Raw genomic sequence first — 18,429 nt, 5'->3', positions numbered from 1 at the left:
AACCAGCCCGGTCTAACTTTTATGGTTTATATTTTGGCCACATCTTCATATCCTTCATTGCGGGTGTGGCAGGGTAATACGATGTATAATTTAATTTTTGTAAATCCTGCAGGCTTAAATCGTAGCGTTGCAATATATTATACTGTTGCCTTATTATTTCCCATGAATATTTAGCAAGCGTATCAGTATCATATATCACAAAGGATATAGTGTCACTTGATAGATCGTTATAGAGGCTGCTATAGGATCCTCTAGCTTCCTCAAATGCTTCTTTAATATCTGGAGGTATATTAACCCCTTCTGGCTTCTTGTTTGAGAGTGATGTGTCTGGATAAAAAGGTCCTGTTTGATAATATCCATTTAGTACAGGCTTAATATGATGATTAGAATTATTTTGGATGTATAAAGAAAGTCTTCCCAATTTCTTCGGGCAACCACAAAGGACTATTGAAGCAAATAAAAGACCTATGCTTAATATTTTTTTAATGTTCATCTATAATTAATTTATGTTGACTAATAAAAATAACGGTTTTTAATTCTGTTACTAAAGCACTGTCAAAAGTTGTAAAACTTCACCTTATAATTCCTCCTATAAATCTTTTATACTTATGCGTACAACACTGTTTCATACATGACGAACCAGCCCGGTCTAACTTTTATGGCTTATATTTTGGCCACATTTTCATATCCTTGATCATAGTAATAATAACTAATAATTCTCTTTTTGCCCTGCTTTCCACTTCTTAAACTCCTCCCTATTACACCAAAACCACGACTTGTTCTTGAGCCAACTTTTACTGGGATCAGGTAATGCATCATACGCTATAAATTTGGCCATTTTATCTCCTTCTGGTAAATCTGACTTGTCCCTATTGTCTAATAATTCCAATGTATTATAATCAATTATTTTATATTTTTTTTGTGTTAATCCATTGGACATGCTGCCAGGAGGATTTAGATACTGAACATAGATCGTGTCTTTTTGTACATAATAACTTCCCCAAAATCCAAATCCATTTTTAACATCATAAGAAAAAAGGAAAATACCATCTGGATAGAATACCATGTTTACTTTAAACCTACTTGTTTTAGGCTCCCATTCTCCCTTAACCGTATTCCCAATACGATAATCGAGAACTTGTTCAAACTGGTAATAACCATTGCTACTAAAAGCTTTAACAGTAGCAGTCCTAGTTGGTGCAAAACAGAAAGAAGTGTTTCTGAACCGGTCTTTGCTCTGCCTTGTTATACAACTAGAAAATAGAACAAGCACAAAAATAAAAACATTCCTCATTTTTCTATTTCCCCCATAACGAAAATGGATTGTTGTAACCGCCATAGATATATGGCCCTTTTTTAAAATAGTCATATCTGTTATAAAAATTCTCATGTCCAAATGGCAAAAAACCAAGAAAACCATTACGATGTGTAAACTTCTGTGTCCTGTCCTGAACTGCTGGATGGCTGTAGCCAAACCTTTCAATGTGCGTACCAAAATTATAGGCCAACCATAAAGGACTTGAATAGGTCTGGCCATCCTCCTATTCTTGCATTTACAATTTTATACCTGCAAATTTTTCTTTAAGAATACTTTCTGCTCTGTCGGCATTCATAATTTTCAATATTTTCTCTTCTATTTTTACTATCGAATAACTTATAGAACACTCGTCTTTACCGTTAAGCACATCATAGTTATGGTTAATACTTTTTGTGAATAGAATATAACCGTCGCGGAAATACGACCTAAAAGTTTCCATTTCCGACTGTGTTGAAAAACCCTTTATCCATCATTGGATCGCTAACATCTTGCCTACATTTATCTTCATGTCCTTGATCATAGATAGTAATAACTACTAATTCTCTTTTTGCCCTGCTTTCCACTTCTTAAACTCCTCCCTATTACACCAAAACCACGACTTGTTCTTGAGCCAACTTTTATTGGGGTCTGGCAATGGCCCAAAGGAAATAAATTTGCCCTGAGAGATTTGTGCAGCTTCTTTGGATCGTGAACCTATTTTTAAGAACTCCAACATGTTTTCGTCAACAATCTTATAATATTCGTTCGTTAAACCGTCTGTCAAACTGCCAGGTGGGTTTAGATACTGAACATAGATCGTGTCTTTTTGTACATAATAGCTCCCCCAAACACCCAATCCCTTCTTAATATCAAGGCTTTCACCAAAAAACAAACCATCAGGATAGAACACTACCTGTAAATTGTATCTGCTTACCTTATGTTCCCATTCTCCTTTGGTTGTATTCCTAGTATCATATTCATAAGTGTATTCAAATTGATAATACCCATTGATATTTACTGATTTAACCACGTTAGACCTATCTGGTGCAAAACAGAAAGAAGTGTTTCTGAACCGGTCTTTGCTCTGCCTTGTTATACAGCCAGCAAATAAAAAAAATATAAAAATGTAACTAATCCTCATTTTTTATTTCCCCCATAATGAATGATTTTAAATTATGCTAACCTACTGTTTCTTCGTCCTTTTAAACGGTAAGTTGATATTGAGGATCCATATATGTAAAATCCATCTTACTGGTTTCCAACAGCTCTGCGAATAATTTATAATCGGCACTAATCGGCACCCGGTAGGAGCCATCTGCGGGAGGTGCCGTCAGGAGCAGATTGTCTCTATAGGCCACCACGCCCTGACGGCTATCCTTTATTAGTACATGTGTCCTAATGAATGTACCTTTCCTTGTTTTCCAATGCTCAGCTTTAAGGTCGCCGATAAAGGAGCCGTCCAGAAAGTCCTGCTTTACCATCTTCTTTTCGTACCCGAAGTTGAACAGGTAGTAAATGGTTGTCGTCTTTACCTTGAAATAGGCATTCTTCTTCATCCTGCCCCTTACCAGGTTGGCCATATCGGCTGTATCCCTTTCCGTTATAAGGGAAGCAATCTGCTCTTTCTTGGTCTGCGCAAAAAGATTATGACATAAAAGAGTACAGATAAAAAGTGTGATCATTTTCATTTTAATTGCCATATTATTTAAATATAAGAAATAAATTATGTGCCTTGGTCAAATCCTACGGCACCGAAACGTTTTTTCAGGCCTGTAATGGTCTGGTTTACCTGATATCCTGCCCGCTAACAGCAGAAATAGCGTAATCCTATACTACATCGAAATGTAAATGTTGCCCATTGTAATGGATGCTGAATAGTATATCCTCTCCTATTTCCCTATGGGGCCTATCCAGGGGCAGCATTATCGTTACATCGTTTACGGTATTTACCAATAGAAGATTTAAAAATAGAAACTTGCTATATCTTGAAAAAGACAGTAGTAAACATTATTTATTTCGGAATATTCCTTATTTTTGAGGCATATCATCATTTCGGATGATGACGTTCATTAAAATCAAGCCGTTTCGTGCAGGAGCTCGTATAAGGTATATTGGTTGAGAAAGGTAAGCTTTTCATTGTTGTGGCATATTGGCACATCATGATAAAAGGCTTAAACACGCCTTATTGAACATAGTTCGAATCCCTCGCTCTCCGCCAAAAAACAAAACAAGCCCTTAAGCAATTAAAGGGCTTGTTTTGTTTAGTCTACATTTCATTAATGGCCAAGAAAAAAGTTAGAATATTAACCATCATACTGACTCTCTTTATTCAGTTGCTATTTCTTTTGGCCATATTTATAGAGAAGCTGCAGAACATCTATACCCCAATAATCATTTTCTGTTTATGTATCCTACTCTTAGTTTCTTATATAAAGGCGCCTATTCACCATAGGACTAATTTATATGAACATATTCTTATTGTACTTTGGATACCTGTAGGCGCGGTAACCTGTTATCTTTTAAACAACTATTATCATTTAGGCCCGGTAATGGCGGCGGGTCTGGTAGGAACAATGGCCTCTTTTGTACCTCATCTGAACAAGAAATCTGCTTACCTTAAACAACTTCCAGCTACTTTATATTGTGGGGCCTTTATCGGTATGTCAAATGTCAACATTGCGCCATCCATTTATTTTGTACTAGCGGCTTCAGTTTTTGCGGGAGTATTGCTCATCACTTCAAAAAGTTTGTTCAATGGGCTAGGCGGAAAATTGGGCACCATCGCTTTTACAGCTGTAACCATTACCTCATTTATATTCTTTTTACTGTTTAAAAGATGATAGAAAATCTATTGCTGGTCATTATCGCTATAGTGGGTTCAATTTTAACATTTTATGTAAACCACCAACTGAAACAAGGCCCCGTACGATCATCGGCTATGCTTTCTTTGGCTGTTGCTACTTTTTTCTATTTGTTTCCATCCCTGTTAAATGAGCACCTTACAAAAAATATTCCGGTGGTATTCATTGGCGGATCATTTATAGGTATGGTTTCTAAAAAGATGATCAGCAGTTATTTCAGCTTGTTCATTTCAGCTGTAGTATTTGCCGTTATCTATCTTAACGCCAGCACCTTCTTTAACGGTTACGGAGGGGCTTTAGGCGCTTCTGCAGGTATTTCCTTATTATCTGTATTAAGCTTACCTTTCATTAGCCCTAAAAAGCATCAGCGAACCAATGGGATTTTACAGTTGAGAAAGCTACTTTTTGGAAGAAATAAAAACTAATTCTTTGTATCTTTAGCCTAATGTTTTATGCTAACAAAAAAACGGTTATAGGTACTCCTCAGGCCCAGCTGACTGCCAAAATATTAGCTACCGTAAAAGAACTATTGGATAAGGAAATCATTGCCATACATGCCAATATTGTATCCCTACCCCTAAAACTCTGGAAAGATGAGCCTACTGCTTTAAACTGGATTAAATGCCTTCATATATACTGCACCATAAAAAAACACATCAAGGAAAAGGATCCACTCTACTTTAATAATATTCATACGGGTGAACGCATAGCCACCATGATCAATAAAAAGCCAAAATTGGTAAACTTTACTTTTGCTTAATCGCCATAAAATTTGATACTTGGTTAACTTTTTAGCCATTTATGTGTTCTATATTTGAGTTTATCTATTTTAAGTTTAATAATGTCCGTAAAAAATCAGTTTTCAAAAGGAAATATCTTGACCATAGATATTGGTGGCACCAATGTTAAAGCTTGTATCTTAAATTCGAATGGTAAAATAGTGACCGATTATGTGTCTAAACCAACACCGAAAAATGCCCGTCCAAGCGACATTATTGATACCATAAAAGACCTCTGTCAAGATCTTCGTTTATTTGAGAAGATCTCGGTCGGTTTTCCAGGCTATGTAAGAAATGGAGTGGTACAAACTGCTCCCAATTTAGCTGAAAATCAGTGGACGAATATTGATTTGGCAGATCGTATTAGCCATATCTTTGGCAAACCGGTAAGACTGATTAATGATGCCGACCTACAGGGTTTGGGTATTGTAAAAGGTAAAGGCCTCGAAATTGTCTTCACACTGGGTACTGGTTTCGGAACGGCCCTTTTATTTGATGGCGATCTTTTGCCACATTTTGAATTGGCACACCTGCCCATCAATAAAGCAGATGACTATGATGATTTCATAGGAAAGAAAGGATTGGAAAAAGTAGGTAAAGCGGAATGGAACAAGCGTTTAAAATATGTAATAGAAATATATAAGACTGTTTTTAACTATGATACCCTTTACATTGGAGGCGGCAATTCGGCCAATATAGATTTTAAACTGGACCATAACATTAGAATAGTGTCCAACCAAGATGGAATTAAAGGAGGTGCCAAGCTCTGGAAAGCCAAAGAAAAGTTCTTGGTCTGCACAAATTTCCCCAAAACAAAAGCTTAAAAGATTTTTTTAACCTAAGTTTGTAAAAATACAATATCAATGAGTAACGATAACAAAAACACCTATAATTTCGGCATGATTGGTTTAGGTACCATGGGCAGGAATTTATTGTTCAATATGGCTGATCACGGTTTCTCGGTAACAGGCCACGATAAGAGCGAAAAGATGCTACAGCTTTTAGAAGAAGAAGGTAAGTCGCACCAATTAAAGGGCTTTGCCAAGATCGAGGACTTTATAGATAGCCTGCAATCGCCAAAAACCATTATCCTATTGGTACCTGCCGGAAAAATTGTAGATGATGTTATTGAAGAGGTTACTCCTCTTTTAAGCAAAGGAGATATCATTATTGATAGTGGTAATTCTTATTACGCTGACACGACAAGAAGAGCGATAGCTTTGAAGGCTAAAGGTCTTCATTTCTTTGGCATGGGTATTTCTGGTGGTGAAGAAGGCGCCCGCTTTGGGCCCAGTTTAATGCCAGGTGGCGATAAAGAGGCCTATGCTGTAGTAAAAGACATGTTGGAAGCGGTATCAGCCAAGGTAAACGGTGAACCATGTGTGGCCTATATTGGTCCAGGTGCCGCAGGCCATTTCGTGAAAATGACCCATAATGGTATTGAGTATGCCATCATGCAATTATTGGCAGAAACCTATGAAATCTTAAAGAATGGACTGGGTTATGACAATGGTCAAATTCAGCAAGTTTTTGAGCAATGGAATAATGGTCGTTTGAAATCATTCTTAATGGAAATTACCAAAGAGGTGTTCTTATTTAAGGATGTAAAAACAGGTAATTTATTGGTAGATGAAATCAAAGACGAAGCCAAATCTAAAGGTACGGGTAAATGGACTTCACAAATTGCAATGGATGTGGAAATTCCTTTATCTACCATCGACGCAGCCGTTGCCGCAAGAAACCTCTCCAAGTTTAAGGCTTTACGGCTAGAGCTGGAAAACTCTTTTGGAAAATCTGCAGCAATAGATGCTCAGGCAGATTTTGTGAAGGATCTTGAAGAAGCTTTCTATTTTGCTATGGTTTCAGCTTATGCACAGGGCATGCATTTGCTTTGGAGGGCTTCTGATGAATTTGGATACGAATTAAATATGGCAGAAATTGCCAAAATATGGAGAGGTGGCTGTATTATTAGGGCCGAGTTTTTACAAGATATCTACCAAGCCTATACCCAAAATCCTGAATTACAGCATCTATATCAGGATGAAGCCATTCAGGCTAAATTAAAAAAAGGCTTAGCGGGTACAAGAAATGTAATATCAAAAGCATTACAGGCTGGGATTGCTATTCCTTCCTTTGCGGCCTCCCTTACTTATTTCGATACGTTGAAAACAGGTAGAATGCCTTCCAATTTAACTCAGGCACAAAGAGATTATTTTGGAGCACATACTTTCGAACGTATAGATAGCGAAGGAGTCTTTCATGTAGATTGGAGTACAAATAAAGCCTAATGATCTTTAAAAAATGAAAAAAGCTAGTAAACTTAACCCCACTATATTTGTTATTTTTGGAGGTACGGGCGACTTGAACAAACGTAAGCTTGCTCCGGCATTATATAATCTATTTACCGAAGGCTATATGCCAAGTAAATTTGCCATTATTGGAACGGGCAGAACTACATTTAGTGATGAAAAATATCAGAAAGAACTATTATATAGTGTAAATGAGTTTTCCAGAAATGGAAAGGCAAAAAAGGAAAAATGGGATATTTTTAGCCAGAATATCCATTATTGTTCGGTAGACATTAAGTCGCAGCAAACTTTCGAGAATCTAAAGGGTGTAATAGAAAAATATCAAGATGATTTTGGAGAAAAAACACAGGTCATATTCTATCTTGCTGTAGCACCCAATTTATTTCCGCTTATTGCAGAGTGCCTGCATAAATATAAGTTAACCGGCAACGAAGATAATTGTAGAATTGTAATAGAAAAACCATTCGGACACGATTTAGAAACGGCAAAGGAATTAAATCTATTGCTAAGCGGTATATTTAATGAAAAGCAGATCTATAGAATTGATCATTACCTGGGCAAGGAAACCGTGCAGAATATGATGGCTTTCCGTTTTGCCAATTCTCTATTTGAACCTTTATGGAACAGAAACTATATCGAGCACATCCAGATCTCTGTGACCGAGCAACTGGGTGTTGGTGATAGAGGAGGCTATTACGAAGGAGCGGGTGCGTTAAGGGATATGATACAAAACCACCTGTTGCAATTACTTTGTTTGGTGGGTATGGAAGCTCCCATCTCTTTTAATGCCGATGAGATTAGAGATAGAAAAGTTGAGGTATTGAGGGCAGTAAGGCCATTTAAGCCAGAAGAAATTAGTAATAATGCTGTTCGTGGCCAATACAGCAAAGGCTGGGTTGAAGGCAAGGAGGTGCCTAGTTACAGGGCTGAACATGGGGTAGATTCTCATTCAAATACCGAGACCTTTGCGGCAGTAAAATTCTTTATTGATAACTGGCGTTGGCAAGGTATTCCGTTCTACCTGCGTACTGGCAAACGCTTGAACCAGACTTCTTCTATCATTACCATACAGTTCAAGGACGTGCCACACCACATTTTCTCTAGCAATGTGGCCGAAACCTGGCAACAAAATCGTCTGATCATCAGTATCCAGCCTGAAATGAGTATCAGATTACAGGTACAATCAAAAAGACCAGGATTGGATATGGTACTTAATCCTGTAGATATGGTATTCAATTACAAAGGCACTTATGAAAATGATTCTCCTGAAGCTTACGAAACGCTATTATTAGATGCCATGACGGGTGATCAGACCCTATTCATGCGGGGCGATCAGGTAGAGGCGGCATGGGAACTGGTCATGCCAATTATACACAGTTGGGAAAATAAAAAATCATTAAGTTTCCCTAATTATGCAGCAGATAGCTGGGGTCCAGAAGAGGCTGAAGCCCTAATAGCCAAAGATGGCTATCACTGGTTTACCCTACCCATTAAAGACTAAAAAATATTGTGATAATTGGAAAGTTGAAATGTTATAACTTTCCAATTTTTCGCCCTTACCACACTTAATAACATGAAACTGAATATATTTAAAAATCAAACGGAGTTAAACGAACAATTGGCGAAATATGTAATTGCCATTGCCCAACAAGCCATAGCTACAAAAGGCCGTTTTGATTTTGTGCTTACCGGTGGAAATTCTCCTAAGGAACTTTATAGACAATTGTCTACCACCTATGCAGATCAGATTGACTGGAGCAAGGTTTATTTCTTTTTCGGCGACGAAAGAACCGTTTTACCATTTGAAAAAGATTATAATGGTTTAATGGCCAAAGAAAACTTTTTCGATCATCTGCAAACACCAGCAGATCATATATTCTACGTAGATACCAATTTGTCTCCAACTGCTGCTGCAGTTGATTATAAAACTAAATTAGACCATCACTTTGATGGACAGGCCATTATTTTTGACCTGATCTTATTAGGTATGGGCGACGATGCCCATACTGCATCTATTTTTCCGCATACTGATCTGGTAAAAAACAACGAAGCTACCGTAGCGAGTGTTTTTGTAGAAAAATTAGCCACTTACAGGGTGAGTTTAACTGCTCCTTTGATCAATCAGGCAAAAAATGTGGCTTTTATTGCTTTTGGCGAAAATAAGGCAAATGCCCTAATTAAAGTTTTGGGAGAAGAAAAAGACTTTGCCAGTTATCCATCACAACTAATTAATCCGGCAAACGGAGAACTACAATGGTTTGTAGATGAAGCGGCTGCGGCTAAAATAGATTACTAAGATGAGATGAGTCGTCTTACGAAGTTTTTAAAACTTCGTAAGACTGTACTAAACCCATGGCAAATTTTAAACCATTTGCCATAAGGATAGACAAAAACATTGCTTACAAAAGATTGTTCAATCTGCTGATGGCATTAAAGCTATCATTAAAAGTATTAATCAATCCCTCTTCTTGTGTCCAGTCTACATAAAATCTTATAACATTAACTACGCCATATCTGGTACCATCAGTATTTGCTACCCAAGTTCTTTTTTCAAATGATTTATTTTGTCGGGGATAGATCAATATATATTGCGAACCTTCTTCTTTAATAATTTTAGCACTTCCAATCTCCCAAATCTTGATATATTCTGTTGAACTGATATCTGATTTCTTTTTCATGTAAAAAAAATTCCCATGCCATCCTTGGCATAGTCCTATTTCAGTTCGATCATCATTGGGCAATCGATATAAATACTTATTAAGCCCTCCCCCATATAAACTTACTTTACTAGATAATTGCATATATGCTTCCAAATATTTTTGTACTACATCCTTATTTGTTTGCATTAAACCGACCATCTTATTCTGCTCTTCTGTTGTATAGTTTACCAAAATATCTTTCAGCCAACCATCTTTCCCATCGGTTTGAGCTCTTGTATTCTTTATATTGATAAAAGAAAAAATACAGGTAAATATTAGCATTAATCCGAAACTTTTTTTCATGATGTATGGGTTTGGTTTAATAAACTTCTTTTACTTTCGGGCAATTGTATTCCGCCAATGTTTTAAATGCCTTAAGCATCCTTTCTGGCATGTTAGGTGCAGCATTTGGATTTATGAAAAACGTCCAGCTATCTTCTTCATCTGTTGTTCCATCATCACTTTTCGACTTAATAAGGTTTTTAAAAGTCACATTAATAGCTTTGGAATTTTCATGAAATGAAGCAGAACATATATCATTAAAGGAAAATGTAAGTGTACTTGTGAATGATACCTTACGTTGTGATATTAATGAGCACCTAATTTGATCATTATCTGTTATTGAATAAGTATAATAAACTCCAGGATGGCGAAGGTCTTCTATTCTCGGATTTTCTCTTATTTTAGCCGTTATCCAATCAATCGTTTCTTGTTTTGAGGGCTTTGTTTGTGCATTCAAAATAATACCATTCAATAAAAGAATGAGCATAAAAAGTAGCCTTTTCATGATTTTATTTTTCATGATTAAAAATTGCTATTGTGGTTTTACCTTGAATTGATAGTTCTTATATTCTATATCAGCAAACTTAGACATGATTTTTTTCCGTTCTAGATTGGCATCATAATGATTTGTAAGTAAATGTCCATCTGCATCTTTTGTTACAATTTCAAATTTGCAAGCATAAGATTGGCTACCATATAGGTCTTTGCAATTTTTCTTTAGGGCCTCTTTTATGCTCCATTTTACACCATCATAATCTTTTTGGTTTCCACTAAAATCTTCAGCATCAAACACTTCACTTATAAACAGTATTTTCTGAGAACGATCTGCCATATAAGCAAAACAAGATGACTGTGAATAGCTTTTCGCCGCTATGATAACAAGAACGGCCAATAGAAATAATATCTTTTTCATAATTATTAAGTTTTAAATATGCTTAGTTGGTTAACATGCAATTTTGGCTTCCTTAGGCTAATATCGTCCATTAAAAAAGGTCATGGTTTTGGCTATCGATATACCCCACATAGCCTTTTCTTTATTATCGGTAACAGCATAAATAGGAGTACCCGATGTTGGATATTTTGAAAAATATTCAAGACCAATATCCAACCAACCCCTGGCTTTTATCGCTATCCCCATAAATCTATCTTCGCTATATGAGGGCTTTTCACTTAAAATAGATAGCTTAACAAACCTTTCCCTAGGCTTATCATATTTAGATTCAGTATCGAAATGAAATATAATACCAGCAGTTAGTCTTTTAAAACTATAAGATGCAGAACCGTAGGTAGACATATCTGTATTGGCTAAATCTAAATAAGTAAAGGAACTGGTTGTGAGATTGCGTGTTCCTTGGCTATAGCCTCCAAGAACTTTGATGTTATCCATACCTATAGCAAGCTCACCTCCATAAGAAAACTCTTCAAAAGTATCATCTCTATCTATAAGTCCTCCCAACTTAGACCAAGCCCTATAATAGCCTCCAGTTCCCTGTACGTCTATGTATTTGTTATTTAGAAGATGAAGTTCTGCATTGATGAAAGGCCCATAAATAGTGCTCGCATTTCCTGTAGTAGACTGGTTGCTGAAATTGTTTGTACTTCGGTTGAACATTTCTATATTTTCATACATGGGAATACTATAAAAAGATAGCACCGACATGCTCATGTTTAGTCCGTAATGAGCGTTTACAAAGGAAGAGCCATCCATAAAGTCAGGGTCGGACAATATAGAGGTCATATATTCCCTATTGCTATCGGCGGCTTCTTTTGATTGTTTTTCACTATTTACCCTTCTTCCTTGTACATATTTAGCATGCTCTGCTTCTACATAAGCCCTTGAATTTCTGTATTCATCATTTTTACTCGAGGGCTTATCGGTTTTCCCATCTTTTCTTTCCTTATCCTTGGTCTGTTTTTCTTGTCTTTCTTTTCCCTCTTTTTCCTGCCCTAGCCTTAGCTTTTCTTCTCTTTCGACTTTCTCCCTTTCCAATTTTAACTTCTCTTCATCTTCAATTTTTTCTTGCTCTTTTTTACTTTCAATTTCATACTGTTCCTCACATTTTTGTAAAGCTCCCCCTCTTTGTCTTTCTATATATTCATATTCTTTTCTCGAAAGCTCTTCACAGGTACAACAGATTCTACTATTATGCTTTATGCATATATCATTACCCGACCAACATTGATGTGCTAATGCAACTCCTTTATAAGGCTTGGTGTAATAATATTTTCCATGAACCTTTTCTTCCATAGATTTATATTTTTGGTTAATACTTGCTCTACATGCTTCTTTTTTTTGATAGGCATTGGTTTGAGCAAGGGCATTAACACCCAGCATGATTAAAAGGATTAGGGATATAACAAATTGGACGGTAAAGAACTTTCTCGTAAATATTCCAATATGTGACTTTTCGAAAATCATGATAGCGGTATTGATATGGCCTACTTGTAATGTCTAATTTTTTAATCTAAATTATTGGCTTTGATACTTCAGTACAATAGCCATAAATGGCTATTGCATATCTGCTTACGATTTCGTTATATTTGAATATAACGGTTCATTTACATTATGCAGATCAAACGTTTTAATGATTTTACTTTTAAAAATCATTTGCAGCAGGTTTATTACGCCCATGATCTTATTGAAGAGCATGAGATTAAAAAAGTATTATCTGAATTTGCCAGATTGAATATTATATTCAATTATTCTGCCCCGCTTCTTTTTGCTATAGACTATACCAGATCTGAATATATTACCATGACTGGAGGTGCGCAATTGATCACAGGTCATGATCCCCGTTTTTTTTTAGAAAGTGGATTACCCCTGCTAATGGATATCTATCAAAAAGATGATTTTAGGATATATAATGAAAATATTTTCAACCGGAACCTCAACTTTTTAAAAACACAGCCCCAAGCAGAACACCACAAATTTATCTTCTCCTATAACTTTAGGGTAAGGCACCAAAATGGGAAATACGTACCTATTTATCAGCGCGGTTGTTATATTACCTCAAAAAAAACAGGATTACCTCTGTATAGCTTGGGGATGGTATTGGATATTTCCATGTTTAAAAAGGATAGTGTAATGTACCACTCCATTGAGAAAGTTGATGTGATGAATGGAGGGCTTAATAAAGAAATGATAGAGGAAAGTCACTTTTTCCCTTATGAGGAAGATAAATTGCTATCGCTACATGAGCGTAGGATATTAGCTTATATGTCTGAAGGCTTTAGCAGTAAGCAAATAGCCGATAAATTGAAAATTACAGAAAATACCGTAGCCAATCATCGAAAAAACATGCTCAAAAAAACAAACACAAAAAATGTAGCTGAATTAATAGCATTTGCTTTTAAAAGTCAGCTAATCTAATATTTTTATGATTTATCATTTTTTAAGGACTACCCATACAGAAATAGCTTATGCCAGAAAAAATAAAAACAGCAGCAAGTCTATTATTTTTGTACATCCCAGTTCTGCCTGCTCTGAAATATGGAGTGAAATTGTAAATAACGATCAATTAAAAAGCTATGACCTGATTTGCATTGATACCCCAGGGCACGGAAAATCTGCCCATTGTTTAAACCCTCAACAGGACTATCAACTAGAAAGCCTATCGTCTTCTATATTGGAAGTAATCAATGCACTTGAGGTTAAAAATTATATTATCGTTGCCGCTTCTCTTGGAACCAATATCATTGGAGAAACTGCTCATTTGCTAAAAGACTGCAAAGGTTTTTTCTTGATAGGCCCTACACTTGTGGGTGGTGCTATTGAGCCCGAGCATATTTTACTACCGTTCAAATATGCAGGGGTCCTGTTAGAGGCCCAGCCAGAAGATGCACATATTGACGCCTATATGAGCCATTTGGTGAATAGCAGTGACCAATCTCTGTTAAACCAGCTTAAAAAGTACTATTTACAGACCGATCCTAAATTTAGGGAACGTCTTGCAAGCAGTATCGGTAATAAGCAATGGAACGATGAGCTTGGAAATATAAAGAGAACCGAAAAAAAAGTAGCTATGCTTTATGGGGAAGATGAAAAGATTTCAAGACCTGATGCATTTTTAACTACAGACCTTCATCAATGGCAAAATAAAATTCACGTGGTAAAAAAAGCCGGCCATCTTATTCATTTAGACCAGCCTGAGGTATTCATCCAATTATTACTTCAATTTACCGACGATATTTTAGTTGAATAATTAAAGCCATATCAATGTTAATTTGATACTCGCACTCCACAACATAATCATCATTTAATGATTTATCTGAAAGAAGAGTTAAATGACAAAGTAATATTTTTTTGAAAATGGCCTATGGACGGAGCTAAAAATTATTGTAAATTCTCTTCAATCAAGAGGTTGATGATCCCATCGACCATACCTACCTTCGGTACATAGATTTGTTTAATACCTGCCCATTTCATTACCGTGAGGTAAATTTCGCAGGCCGGAACAATTACGTCGGCCCTATCCTGGTTTAGTTTTAGAATGGTAATACGCTCTTTTAAAGAATAACTATTTAGTTCATTATACATGCTTTTAAGCTTCAGCAATGATAATGGCATATCATCTTTCTCTCCACTCATCCGAAAGAGTTTATTGATATTTCCGCCGGTACCAATACCCGCTATATTCTTAAGTTCTTTGGTATTTACCTTGATCCAGTCCTTTAATTCATTCCATGTCTCATCCTTATCCTGGTTATCTAAAATCCTGATGGTACCAATATTGAAAGATTTTGAAGCAATGGGCTGCTTGTTTACAAATACCGATAGTTCGGTACTTCCTCCACCTACATCAATATAGAGGTAACTTTTTTTAACATCTAGATTTTCCTCAATATGATTAGAGTAAATGATACTGGCCTCACGATGGCCTTCTATAATTTCTAGATCGATATCTGCAATTTGTTTGATTTGGTTGATTACCTCTTTTCCATTCTTTGCTTCACGCATGGCCGAGGTGGCACAGGCCAGGTATTTAGATACATTATAAACATCCATCAAGTTTCTAAAAGCACTCATGGTCTTTACCAGTTCATCAATTTTCTTGGCAGATAATTCCTGATCAAGAAAAGCATCATCGCCAAGACGCAAGGGAACCCTTACCAAAGTATTCTTCTTAAAGCCATAGCCTTTATCACTTTGCGTAATGTCTGCAATCAATAATCGAACTGCATTTGAACCAATATCTATAGCGGCGTATCTTAACATTATTTATTGATGTTTATTTTTTAGATAGTTATAGGTTTGTACTTGAGCTCTTACTTTAGTATTCAACCTGTTTTTACGGTATTTATTATCGTTTGCTTTGTTTATGCTTCTGGCTTTTACATTGTCCTGAAGCTGGAATTCGATAATATCTCTAATTTCTTGCCTTACTTCGGCATCAAGTACAGGAAAACCCACTTCTACCCTATGCTCAAAATTCCTGGACATCAAATCGGCAGAGGAAAGGTACATTTCCTCCTTCTCGTTGTTACCAAAAATAAATACCCTGGCATGTTCCAAAAATTTATCTATAATACTGATAACCGTTATATTTTCACTAAAACCTGCCACTCCTGGCACTAAACAGCAAATCCCCCTTACAATAAGCTTGATCTGTACGCCTGCGTTACTCGCTTCGTATAGTTTTTCCACAATCCCTTCATCGGCAAGGCTGTTTACTTTTAAGATCATATAAGCTGGCTTTCCGGCGTTTGCAAACTTGATTTCTCTTTCTATCAATCCGTACATCCTGTTTCTCGAATCTATTGGAGACACGATCAAATGTTTAAATCCTTTAGCTACTGTTCTTTTATTTAGGGCATTGAATAGTTTTAACAATTCAGAAGTAATTTCTTTTTTGGTCGTGAAAATACTATGATCGCAATAAATACGAGCTGTTTTTTCGTTAAAATTACCTGTAGCCAAATTAGCATAATAACTAACCTTGCCTTTATCTTTTCTTTTGACCAAACAAATTTTTGAGTGTACCTTATAATCTGTTAGTCCGTAATTGACATTCACCCCCTCTTCCATTAGCCTATTGGTCCAATAGATATTGGCATGCTCATCAAACCTAGCCTTAAGTTCAAGTAGACAATTTACGGTTTTTCCATTTTTAGCTGCGTTGATCAGGGCATTGATCACTTTTGAATTTTCTGCCAACCGATATAACGTAATGTTAATTTCCTCTACCTTAGGATCAATAGCTGCCTCCCTTAGAAAAAGAATAATATAATCGTAAGATTGATAGGGCAAGTGCACCACATAATCGCGCTCCAGCATTTTCTTGAAAATACTTTCTGTTCTATGTAAACCATTCACTTTAAGTGGAATGCTTGGTGCATACTCCAACTCTTTGGATCCCACATTTGGAAAAGCAATAAAATCACCAAAACGATGATATTTATTACCTGGAATTAGGCCATCTATTCCTACCTTTAGCTTATTTACCAAAAAGCTCAACATATCAAAAGACATATCTCCATCATAGAGTAAGCGCATAGGTTTACCTCTTTTACGTTTATCAAGGCTTTTGCGCAACTCATCTATAAACTTGTCACTAATGCTATTGTCGATGTCCAATTCTGCATCTCTGGTCAACTGTATGGCATAAGCATCAATCTGATTGTAGCTAAACACATAGAAAATATCGTCTAAACAATATTTGATGATGTCTTCAAGTAGGATGATAAACTTGAGGTCATTGGTTTCGGGCAATACCAAAAAACGTGAAATGCTTTCTGGCAATTCCAATAATGCATATTTATTACTTTTCGCCTGCCCCTTTTTGGAAAGATGTACAAAAAAATACAATGCCCTATCCTTTAATTCGGGAAAAGGTTTGTTTCCATCTATCATGATAGGTACCAAATTCGAAAGGATCTTGTCTCTAAAATGATTACGGACGAATTCTCCCCTGGCTACGTTGAGTTGGGTATGGTTTAATATGAAAATACGGTTCTGCGCCAGTTCTGTAATCAATGTGGCCTGAAAAATGCTTTCGAACCTACGTTCATGCTTAACGACAATATTCTTAATCTCGTTCAGCACTTTTTTCGGATTAAAACCGAGCAGTGCCTTTGCCTTTTCATTAAGGTTGGCCAGTCTGTTCAAGGTAGCTACCCTAACCCGGTAAAACTCGTCGAGATTTGACGAGAAAATGGACAAGAACTTGATCCGTTCAATTAAGGGCACAGTTTCATCTGCGGCTTCTTGTAGAACCCGTTCATTAAAATACAACCAGCTTAATTCCCTATTTAAAAACGGTAGCTTCTTCTTGGCCATTAATTAAAATTAAAAAAATCCCCATGATTTCTAATTAAATGGGGATTTTCAAATTTGAAAAATATATTGTTAACTTATTATTAATTCTATGTTAATTCGCATTTGTAAATTAACATAAAGCTATTTTTTAACGCTTGGTTTGGCTATATTACTTTTTGGAGCAGTAGTTTTGACCACCGTGCTTTTTGCCGGAGCTTTAGCCACAATCTTTTTAGCTATGGGTTTAGCTTCTGCAGCTACTTTAGCTACAGTTGTTGTAGCTTTAGCAGCTATCTTTTTAACGGGAGCCTTAACTGCATTGGCTACTTTTTCTTCTGTTTCCAAAGCCGCCACCTTCACACTGCTCACTGTCGGACTAGCTTTCCTTACTGCTTTTTTTACTGCTTTATTCACCGTTTTATCCACTTTTTTCACCAGTTTATTCGTTTCTTTCTTAGCAATTTTCACTTTCTTTTTCGCTTTATCTTTTTTGCCAGTCGTAATATCCTCTATTTTATGGCCCACGGCTTCTTTAACAGTGGTCAATTTTTTTGCTATTTTTTTAGCTACGGCCTTCCCTGCTTTTGCTACATCGGCACCAATGGATTCTGCATTATGGCCAAGGTCTTTCACTACCGCCATAAATTTTTCTGTTAAGCTTTGTTCTAATTGCTTTTTTACAACCCTCTTAGTGCTGTTTTTTCGTGTTTTTGTTTTATTGTTTTTCATTATATCTAATTTTGATTTATTGCTTTTTTTTATGAAGGTTAATTATTTCTAATAAGTAGTTTATTTTTTAATGTGGTCAACCAGCATCTTTGATAAACAAGCGCCATTATTTTTTTACATTAAAAATGCTACATTCAACTTTTTTTTTACGTTTTTTTGTATGGTATAAATAAATGTATTAATTCCTGTCTCTTATACACATCTGACGCTGCCGACGA

21 protein-coding genes are annotated in these 18,429 nt (G+C 36.2%); 9 read left to right on the top strand and 12 right to left on the bottom strand.

The annotated features are described in order from the left end of the window. Positions 1–19: 19 nt before the first annotated feature. From JHD79_RS18235 to JHD79_RS18215, 5 genes are all read right to left on the bottom strand, one after another. Complete coding sequence (locus JHD79_RS18235) at positions 20–493, bottom strand: hypothetical protein (RefSeq protein WP_199120772.1); 474 nt, start codon at positions 491–493, stop codon at positions 20–22. A gap of 216 nt (positions 494–709) precedes the next feature. Continuing rightward, positions 710–1,339, bottom strand: coding sequence for a hypothetical protein (locus JHD79_RS18230; protein WP_199120770.1), 630 nt, complete (start codon positions 1,337–1,339; stop codon positions 710–712). Between the two features lie 214 nt (positions 1,340–1,553). After that, positions 1,554–1,757 (bottom strand): hypothetical protein, encoded by a 204-nt coding sequence (locus tag JHD79_RS18225; RefSeq protein ID WP_199120768.1) that lies wholly within the window; start codon positions 1,755–1,757, stop codon positions 1,554–1,556. 96 nt (positions 1,758–1,853) lie between these two features. After that, entirely contained in the window at positions 1,854–2,438 is a 585-nt protein-coding gene (locus JHD79_RS18220) for a hypothetical protein (protein WP_199120767.1), read from the bottom strand. 61 nt (positions 2,439–2,499) lie between these two features. Next, positions 2,500–2,979, bottom strand: a complete 480-nt coding sequence (locus JHD79_RS18215; RefSeq protein ID WP_199120766.1) for a hypothetical protein — start codon at positions 2,977–2,979, stop codon at positions 2,500–2,502. Positions 2,980–3,576: 597 nt separating this feature from the next. On the opposite strand from JHD79_RS18215, the gene JHD79_RS18210 reads away from it, so the two are divergent. The 7 genes from JHD79_RS18210 to pgl all read left to right on the top strand — a co-directional run bounded on the left by JHD79_RS18210 (position 3,577) and on the right by pgl (position 9,542). Next, positions 3,577–4,137, top strand: a complete 561-nt coding sequence (locus JHD79_RS18210) for a hypothetical protein (RefSeq protein ID WP_199120765.1) — start codon at positions 3,577–3,579, stop codon at positions 4,135–4,137. Further along, complete coding sequence (locus tag JHD79_RS18205) at positions 4,134–4,583, top strand: hypothetical protein (protein ID WP_233164777.1); 450 nt, start codon at positions 4,134–4,136, stop codon at positions 4,581–4,583. Before JHD79_RS18210 ends, JHD79_RS18205 begins: the two co-directional genes overlap by 4 nt. 20 nt (positions 4,584–4,603) lie before the next feature. Then, positions 4,604–4,918: a hypothetical protein gene (locus JHD79_RS18200; RefSeq protein WP_199120764.1), complete on the top strand. Its 315-nt coding sequence runs from the start codon at positions 4,604–4,606 to the stop codon at positions 4,916–4,918. Positions 4,919–4,999: 81 nt separating this feature from the next. Continuing rightward, the gene (locus JHD79_RS18195; protein ID WP_199120763.1) at positions 5,000–5,761 is read left to right on the top strand and encodes an ROK family protein; all 762 of its coding nucleotides are present in this window, start codon (positions 5,000–5,002) and stop codon (positions 5,759–5,761) included. A 39-nt stretch (positions 5,762–5,800) separates the two neighbouring features. After that, positions 5,801–7,225: an NADP-dependent phosphogluconate dehydrogenase gene (gene gndA / locus JHD79_RS18190; protein WP_199120761.1), complete on the top strand. Its 1,425-nt coding sequence runs from the start codon at positions 5,801–5,803 to the stop codon at positions 7,223–7,225. 13 nt (positions 7,226–7,238) lie between these two features. Further along, positions 7,239–8,747 (top strand): glucose-6-phosphate dehydrogenase, encoded by a 1,509-nt coding sequence (gene zwf, locus JHD79_RS18185; protein WP_199120760.1) that lies wholly within the window; start codon positions 7,239–7,241, stop codon positions 8,745–8,747. A 72-nt stretch (positions 8,748–8,819) separates the two neighbouring features. Further along, the gene (gene pgl / locus JHD79_RS18180; protein ID WP_199120759.1) at positions 8,820–9,542 is read left to right on the top strand and encodes a 6-phosphogluconolactonase; all 723 of its coding nucleotides are present in this window, start codon (positions 8,820–8,822) and stop codon (positions 9,540–9,542) included. 103 nt (positions 9,543–9,645) lie between these two features. Here the strand turns inward: pgl and JHD79_RS18175 are convergent, their stop codons facing one another. Genes JHD79_RS18175 through JHD79_RS18160 form a run of 4 tightly spaced genes read right to left on the bottom strand, consistent with a single transcriptional unit; the run spans position 9,646 to position 12,562 of the window. Then, positions 9,646–10,248 carry a hypothetical protein gene (locus tag JHD79_RS18175; protein ID WP_199120757.1) on the bottom strand — a complete coding sequence of 201 codons (603 nt, stop codon included), beginning with the start codon at positions 10,246–10,248 and terminating at the stop codon, positions 9,646–9,648. Between the two features lie 16 nt (positions 10,249–10,264). After that, complete coding sequence (locus JHD79_RS18170; protein ID WP_199120755.1) at positions 10,265–10,747, bottom strand: hypothetical protein; 483 nt, start codon at positions 10,745–10,747, stop codon at positions 10,265–10,267. 12 nt (positions 10,748–10,759) lie between these two features. Further along, positions 10,760–11,140 (bottom strand): hypothetical protein, encoded by a 381-nt coding sequence (locus JHD79_RS18165; RefSeq protein ID WP_199120753.1) that lies wholly within the window; start codon positions 11,138–11,140, stop codon positions 10,760–10,762. A 57-nt stretch (positions 11,141–11,197) separates the two neighbouring features. Then, positions 11,198–12,562 (bottom strand): hypothetical protein, encoded by a 1,365-nt coding sequence (locus JHD79_RS18160; protein ID WP_199120752.1) that lies wholly within the window; start codon positions 12,560–12,562, stop codon positions 11,198–11,200. A gap of 231 nt (positions 12,563–12,793) precedes the next feature. Here JHD79_RS18160 and JHD79_RS18155 point away from each other — a divergent pair, with 231 nt between their 5' ends. Continuing rightward, positions 12,794–13,597, top strand: a complete 804-nt coding sequence (locus JHD79_RS18155) for a response regulator transcription factor (RefSeq protein ID WP_199120750.1) — start codon at positions 12,794–12,796, stop codon at positions 13,595–13,597. 7 nt (positions 13,598–13,604) lie between these two features. After that, positions 13,605–14,429 (top strand): alpha/beta fold hydrolase, encoded by an 825-nt coding sequence (locus tag JHD79_RS18150; RefSeq protein ID WP_199120748.1) that lies wholly within the window; start codon positions 13,605–13,607, stop codon positions 14,427–14,429. Positions 14,430–14,560: 131 nt separating this feature from the next. On the opposite strand, the gene JHD79_RS18145 is transcribed toward JHD79_RS18150, so the two are convergent. The 3 genes from JHD79_RS18145 to JHD79_RS18135 form a co-directional block, all read right to left on the bottom strand. After that, a complete protein-coding gene (locus tag JHD79_RS18145; RefSeq protein ID WP_199120747.1) occupies positions 14,561–15,442 on the bottom strand; it encodes an exopolyphosphatase in 882 nt (293 codons plus the stop codon). A 3-nt stretch (positions 15,443–15,445) separates the two neighbouring features. Further along, positions 15,446–17,503 (bottom strand): polyphosphate kinase 1, encoded by a 2,058-nt coding sequence (gene ppk1 / locus JHD79_RS18140; RefSeq protein WP_199120745.1) that lies wholly within the window; start codon positions 17,501–17,503, stop codon positions 15,446–15,448. A 120-nt stretch (positions 17,504–17,623) separates the two neighbouring features. Beyond that, complete coding sequence (locus JHD79_RS18135) at positions 17,624–18,211, bottom strand: hypothetical protein (protein ID WP_199120740.1); 588 nt, start codon at positions 18,209–18,211, stop codon at positions 17,624–17,626. Between the last annotated feature and the right edge of the window lie 218 nt (positions 18,212–18,429).

The sequence above is a fragment of the Pedobacter sp. ASV28 genome (genome assembly GCF_016428855.1).
GTDB lineage: Bacteria > Bacteroidota > Bacteroidia > Sphingobacteriales > Sphingobacteriaceae > Pedobacter.
This window is presented reverse-complemented; position numbering and strand designations above follow the sequence as displayed.

Coding starts and splice junctions, on each gene's coding strand:
- JHD79_RS18210 (WP_199120765.1), top strand. CDS start 3,577: ATGGCCAAGAAAAAAGTTAGAATATTAACCATCATACTGACTCTCTTT.
- JHD79_RS18150 (WP_199120748.1), top strand. CDS start 13,605: ATGATTTATCATTTTTTAAGGACTACCCATACAGAAATAGCTTATGCC.
- JHD79_RS18200 (WP_199120764.1), top strand. CDS start 4,604: ATGTTTTATGCTAACAAAAAAACGGTTATAGGTACTCCTCAGGCCCAG.
- JHD79_RS18145 (WP_199120747.1), bottom strand. CDS start 15,442: ATGTTAAGATACGCCGCTATAGATATTGGTTCAAATGCAGTTCGATTA.
- JHD79_RS18225 (WP_199120768.1), bottom strand. CDS start 1,757: ATGGAAACTTTTAGGTCGTATTTCCGCGACGGTTATATTCTATTCACA.
- ppk1 (WP_199120745.1), bottom strand. CDS start 17,503: ATGGCCAAGAAGAAGCTACCGTTTTTAAATAGGGAATTAAGCTGGTTG.
- JHD79_RS18175 (WP_199120757.1), bottom strand. CDS start 10,248: ATGAAAAAAAGTTTCGGATTAATGCTAATATTTACCTGTATTTTTTCT.
- JHD79_RS18220 (WP_199120767.1), bottom strand. CDS start 2,438: ATGAGGATTAGTTACATTTTTATATTTTTTTTATTTGCTGGCTGTATA.
- JHD79_RS18160 (WP_199120752.1), bottom strand. CDS start 12,562: ATGCTGGGTGTTAATGCCCTTGCTCAAACCAATGCCTATCAAAAAAAA.
- JHD79_RS18195 (WP_199120763.1), top strand. CDS start 5,000: ATGTCCGTAAAAAATCAGTTTTCAAAAGGAAATATCTTGACCATAGAT.
- JHD79_RS18170 (WP_199120755.1), bottom strand. CDS start 10,747: ATGAAAAATAAAATCATGAAAAGGCTACTTTTTATGCTCATTCTTTTA.
- JHD79_RS18215 (WP_199120766.1), bottom strand. CDS start 2,979: ATGATCACACTTTTTATCTGTACTCTTTTATGTCATAATCTTTTTGCG.
- JHD79_RS18155 (WP_199120750.1), top strand. CDS start 12,794: ATGCAGATCAAACGTTTTAATGATTTTACTTTTAAAAATCATTTGCAG.
- JHD79_RS18235 (WP_199120772.1), bottom strand. CDS start 493: ATGAACATTAAAAAAATATTAAGCATAGGTCTTTTATTTGCTTCAATA.
- JHD79_RS18205 (WP_233164777.1), top strand. CDS start 4,134: ATGATAGAAAATCTATTGCTGGTCATTATCGCTATAGTGGGTTCAATT.
- gndA (WP_199120761.1), top strand. CDS start 5,801: ATGAGTAACGATAACAAAAACACCTATAATTTCGGCATGATTGGTTTA.
- pgl (WP_199120759.1), top strand. CDS start 8,820: ATGAAACTGAATATATTTAAAAATCAAACGGAGTTAAACGAACAATTG.
- JHD79_RS18135 (WP_199120740.1), bottom strand. CDS start 18,211: ATGAAAAACAATAAAACAAAAACACGAAAAAACAGCACTAAGAGGGTT.
- JHD79_RS18165 (WP_199120753.1), bottom strand. CDS start 11,140: ATGAAAAAGATATTATTTCTATTGGCCGTTCTTGTTATCATAGCGGCG.
- zwf (WP_199120760.1), top strand. CDS start 7,239: ATGAAAAAAGCTAGTAAACTTAACCCCACTATATTTGTTATTTTTGGA.
- JHD79_RS18230 (WP_199120770.1), bottom strand. CDS start 1,339: ATGGCGGTTACAACAATCCATTTTCGTTATGGGGGAAATAGAAAAATG.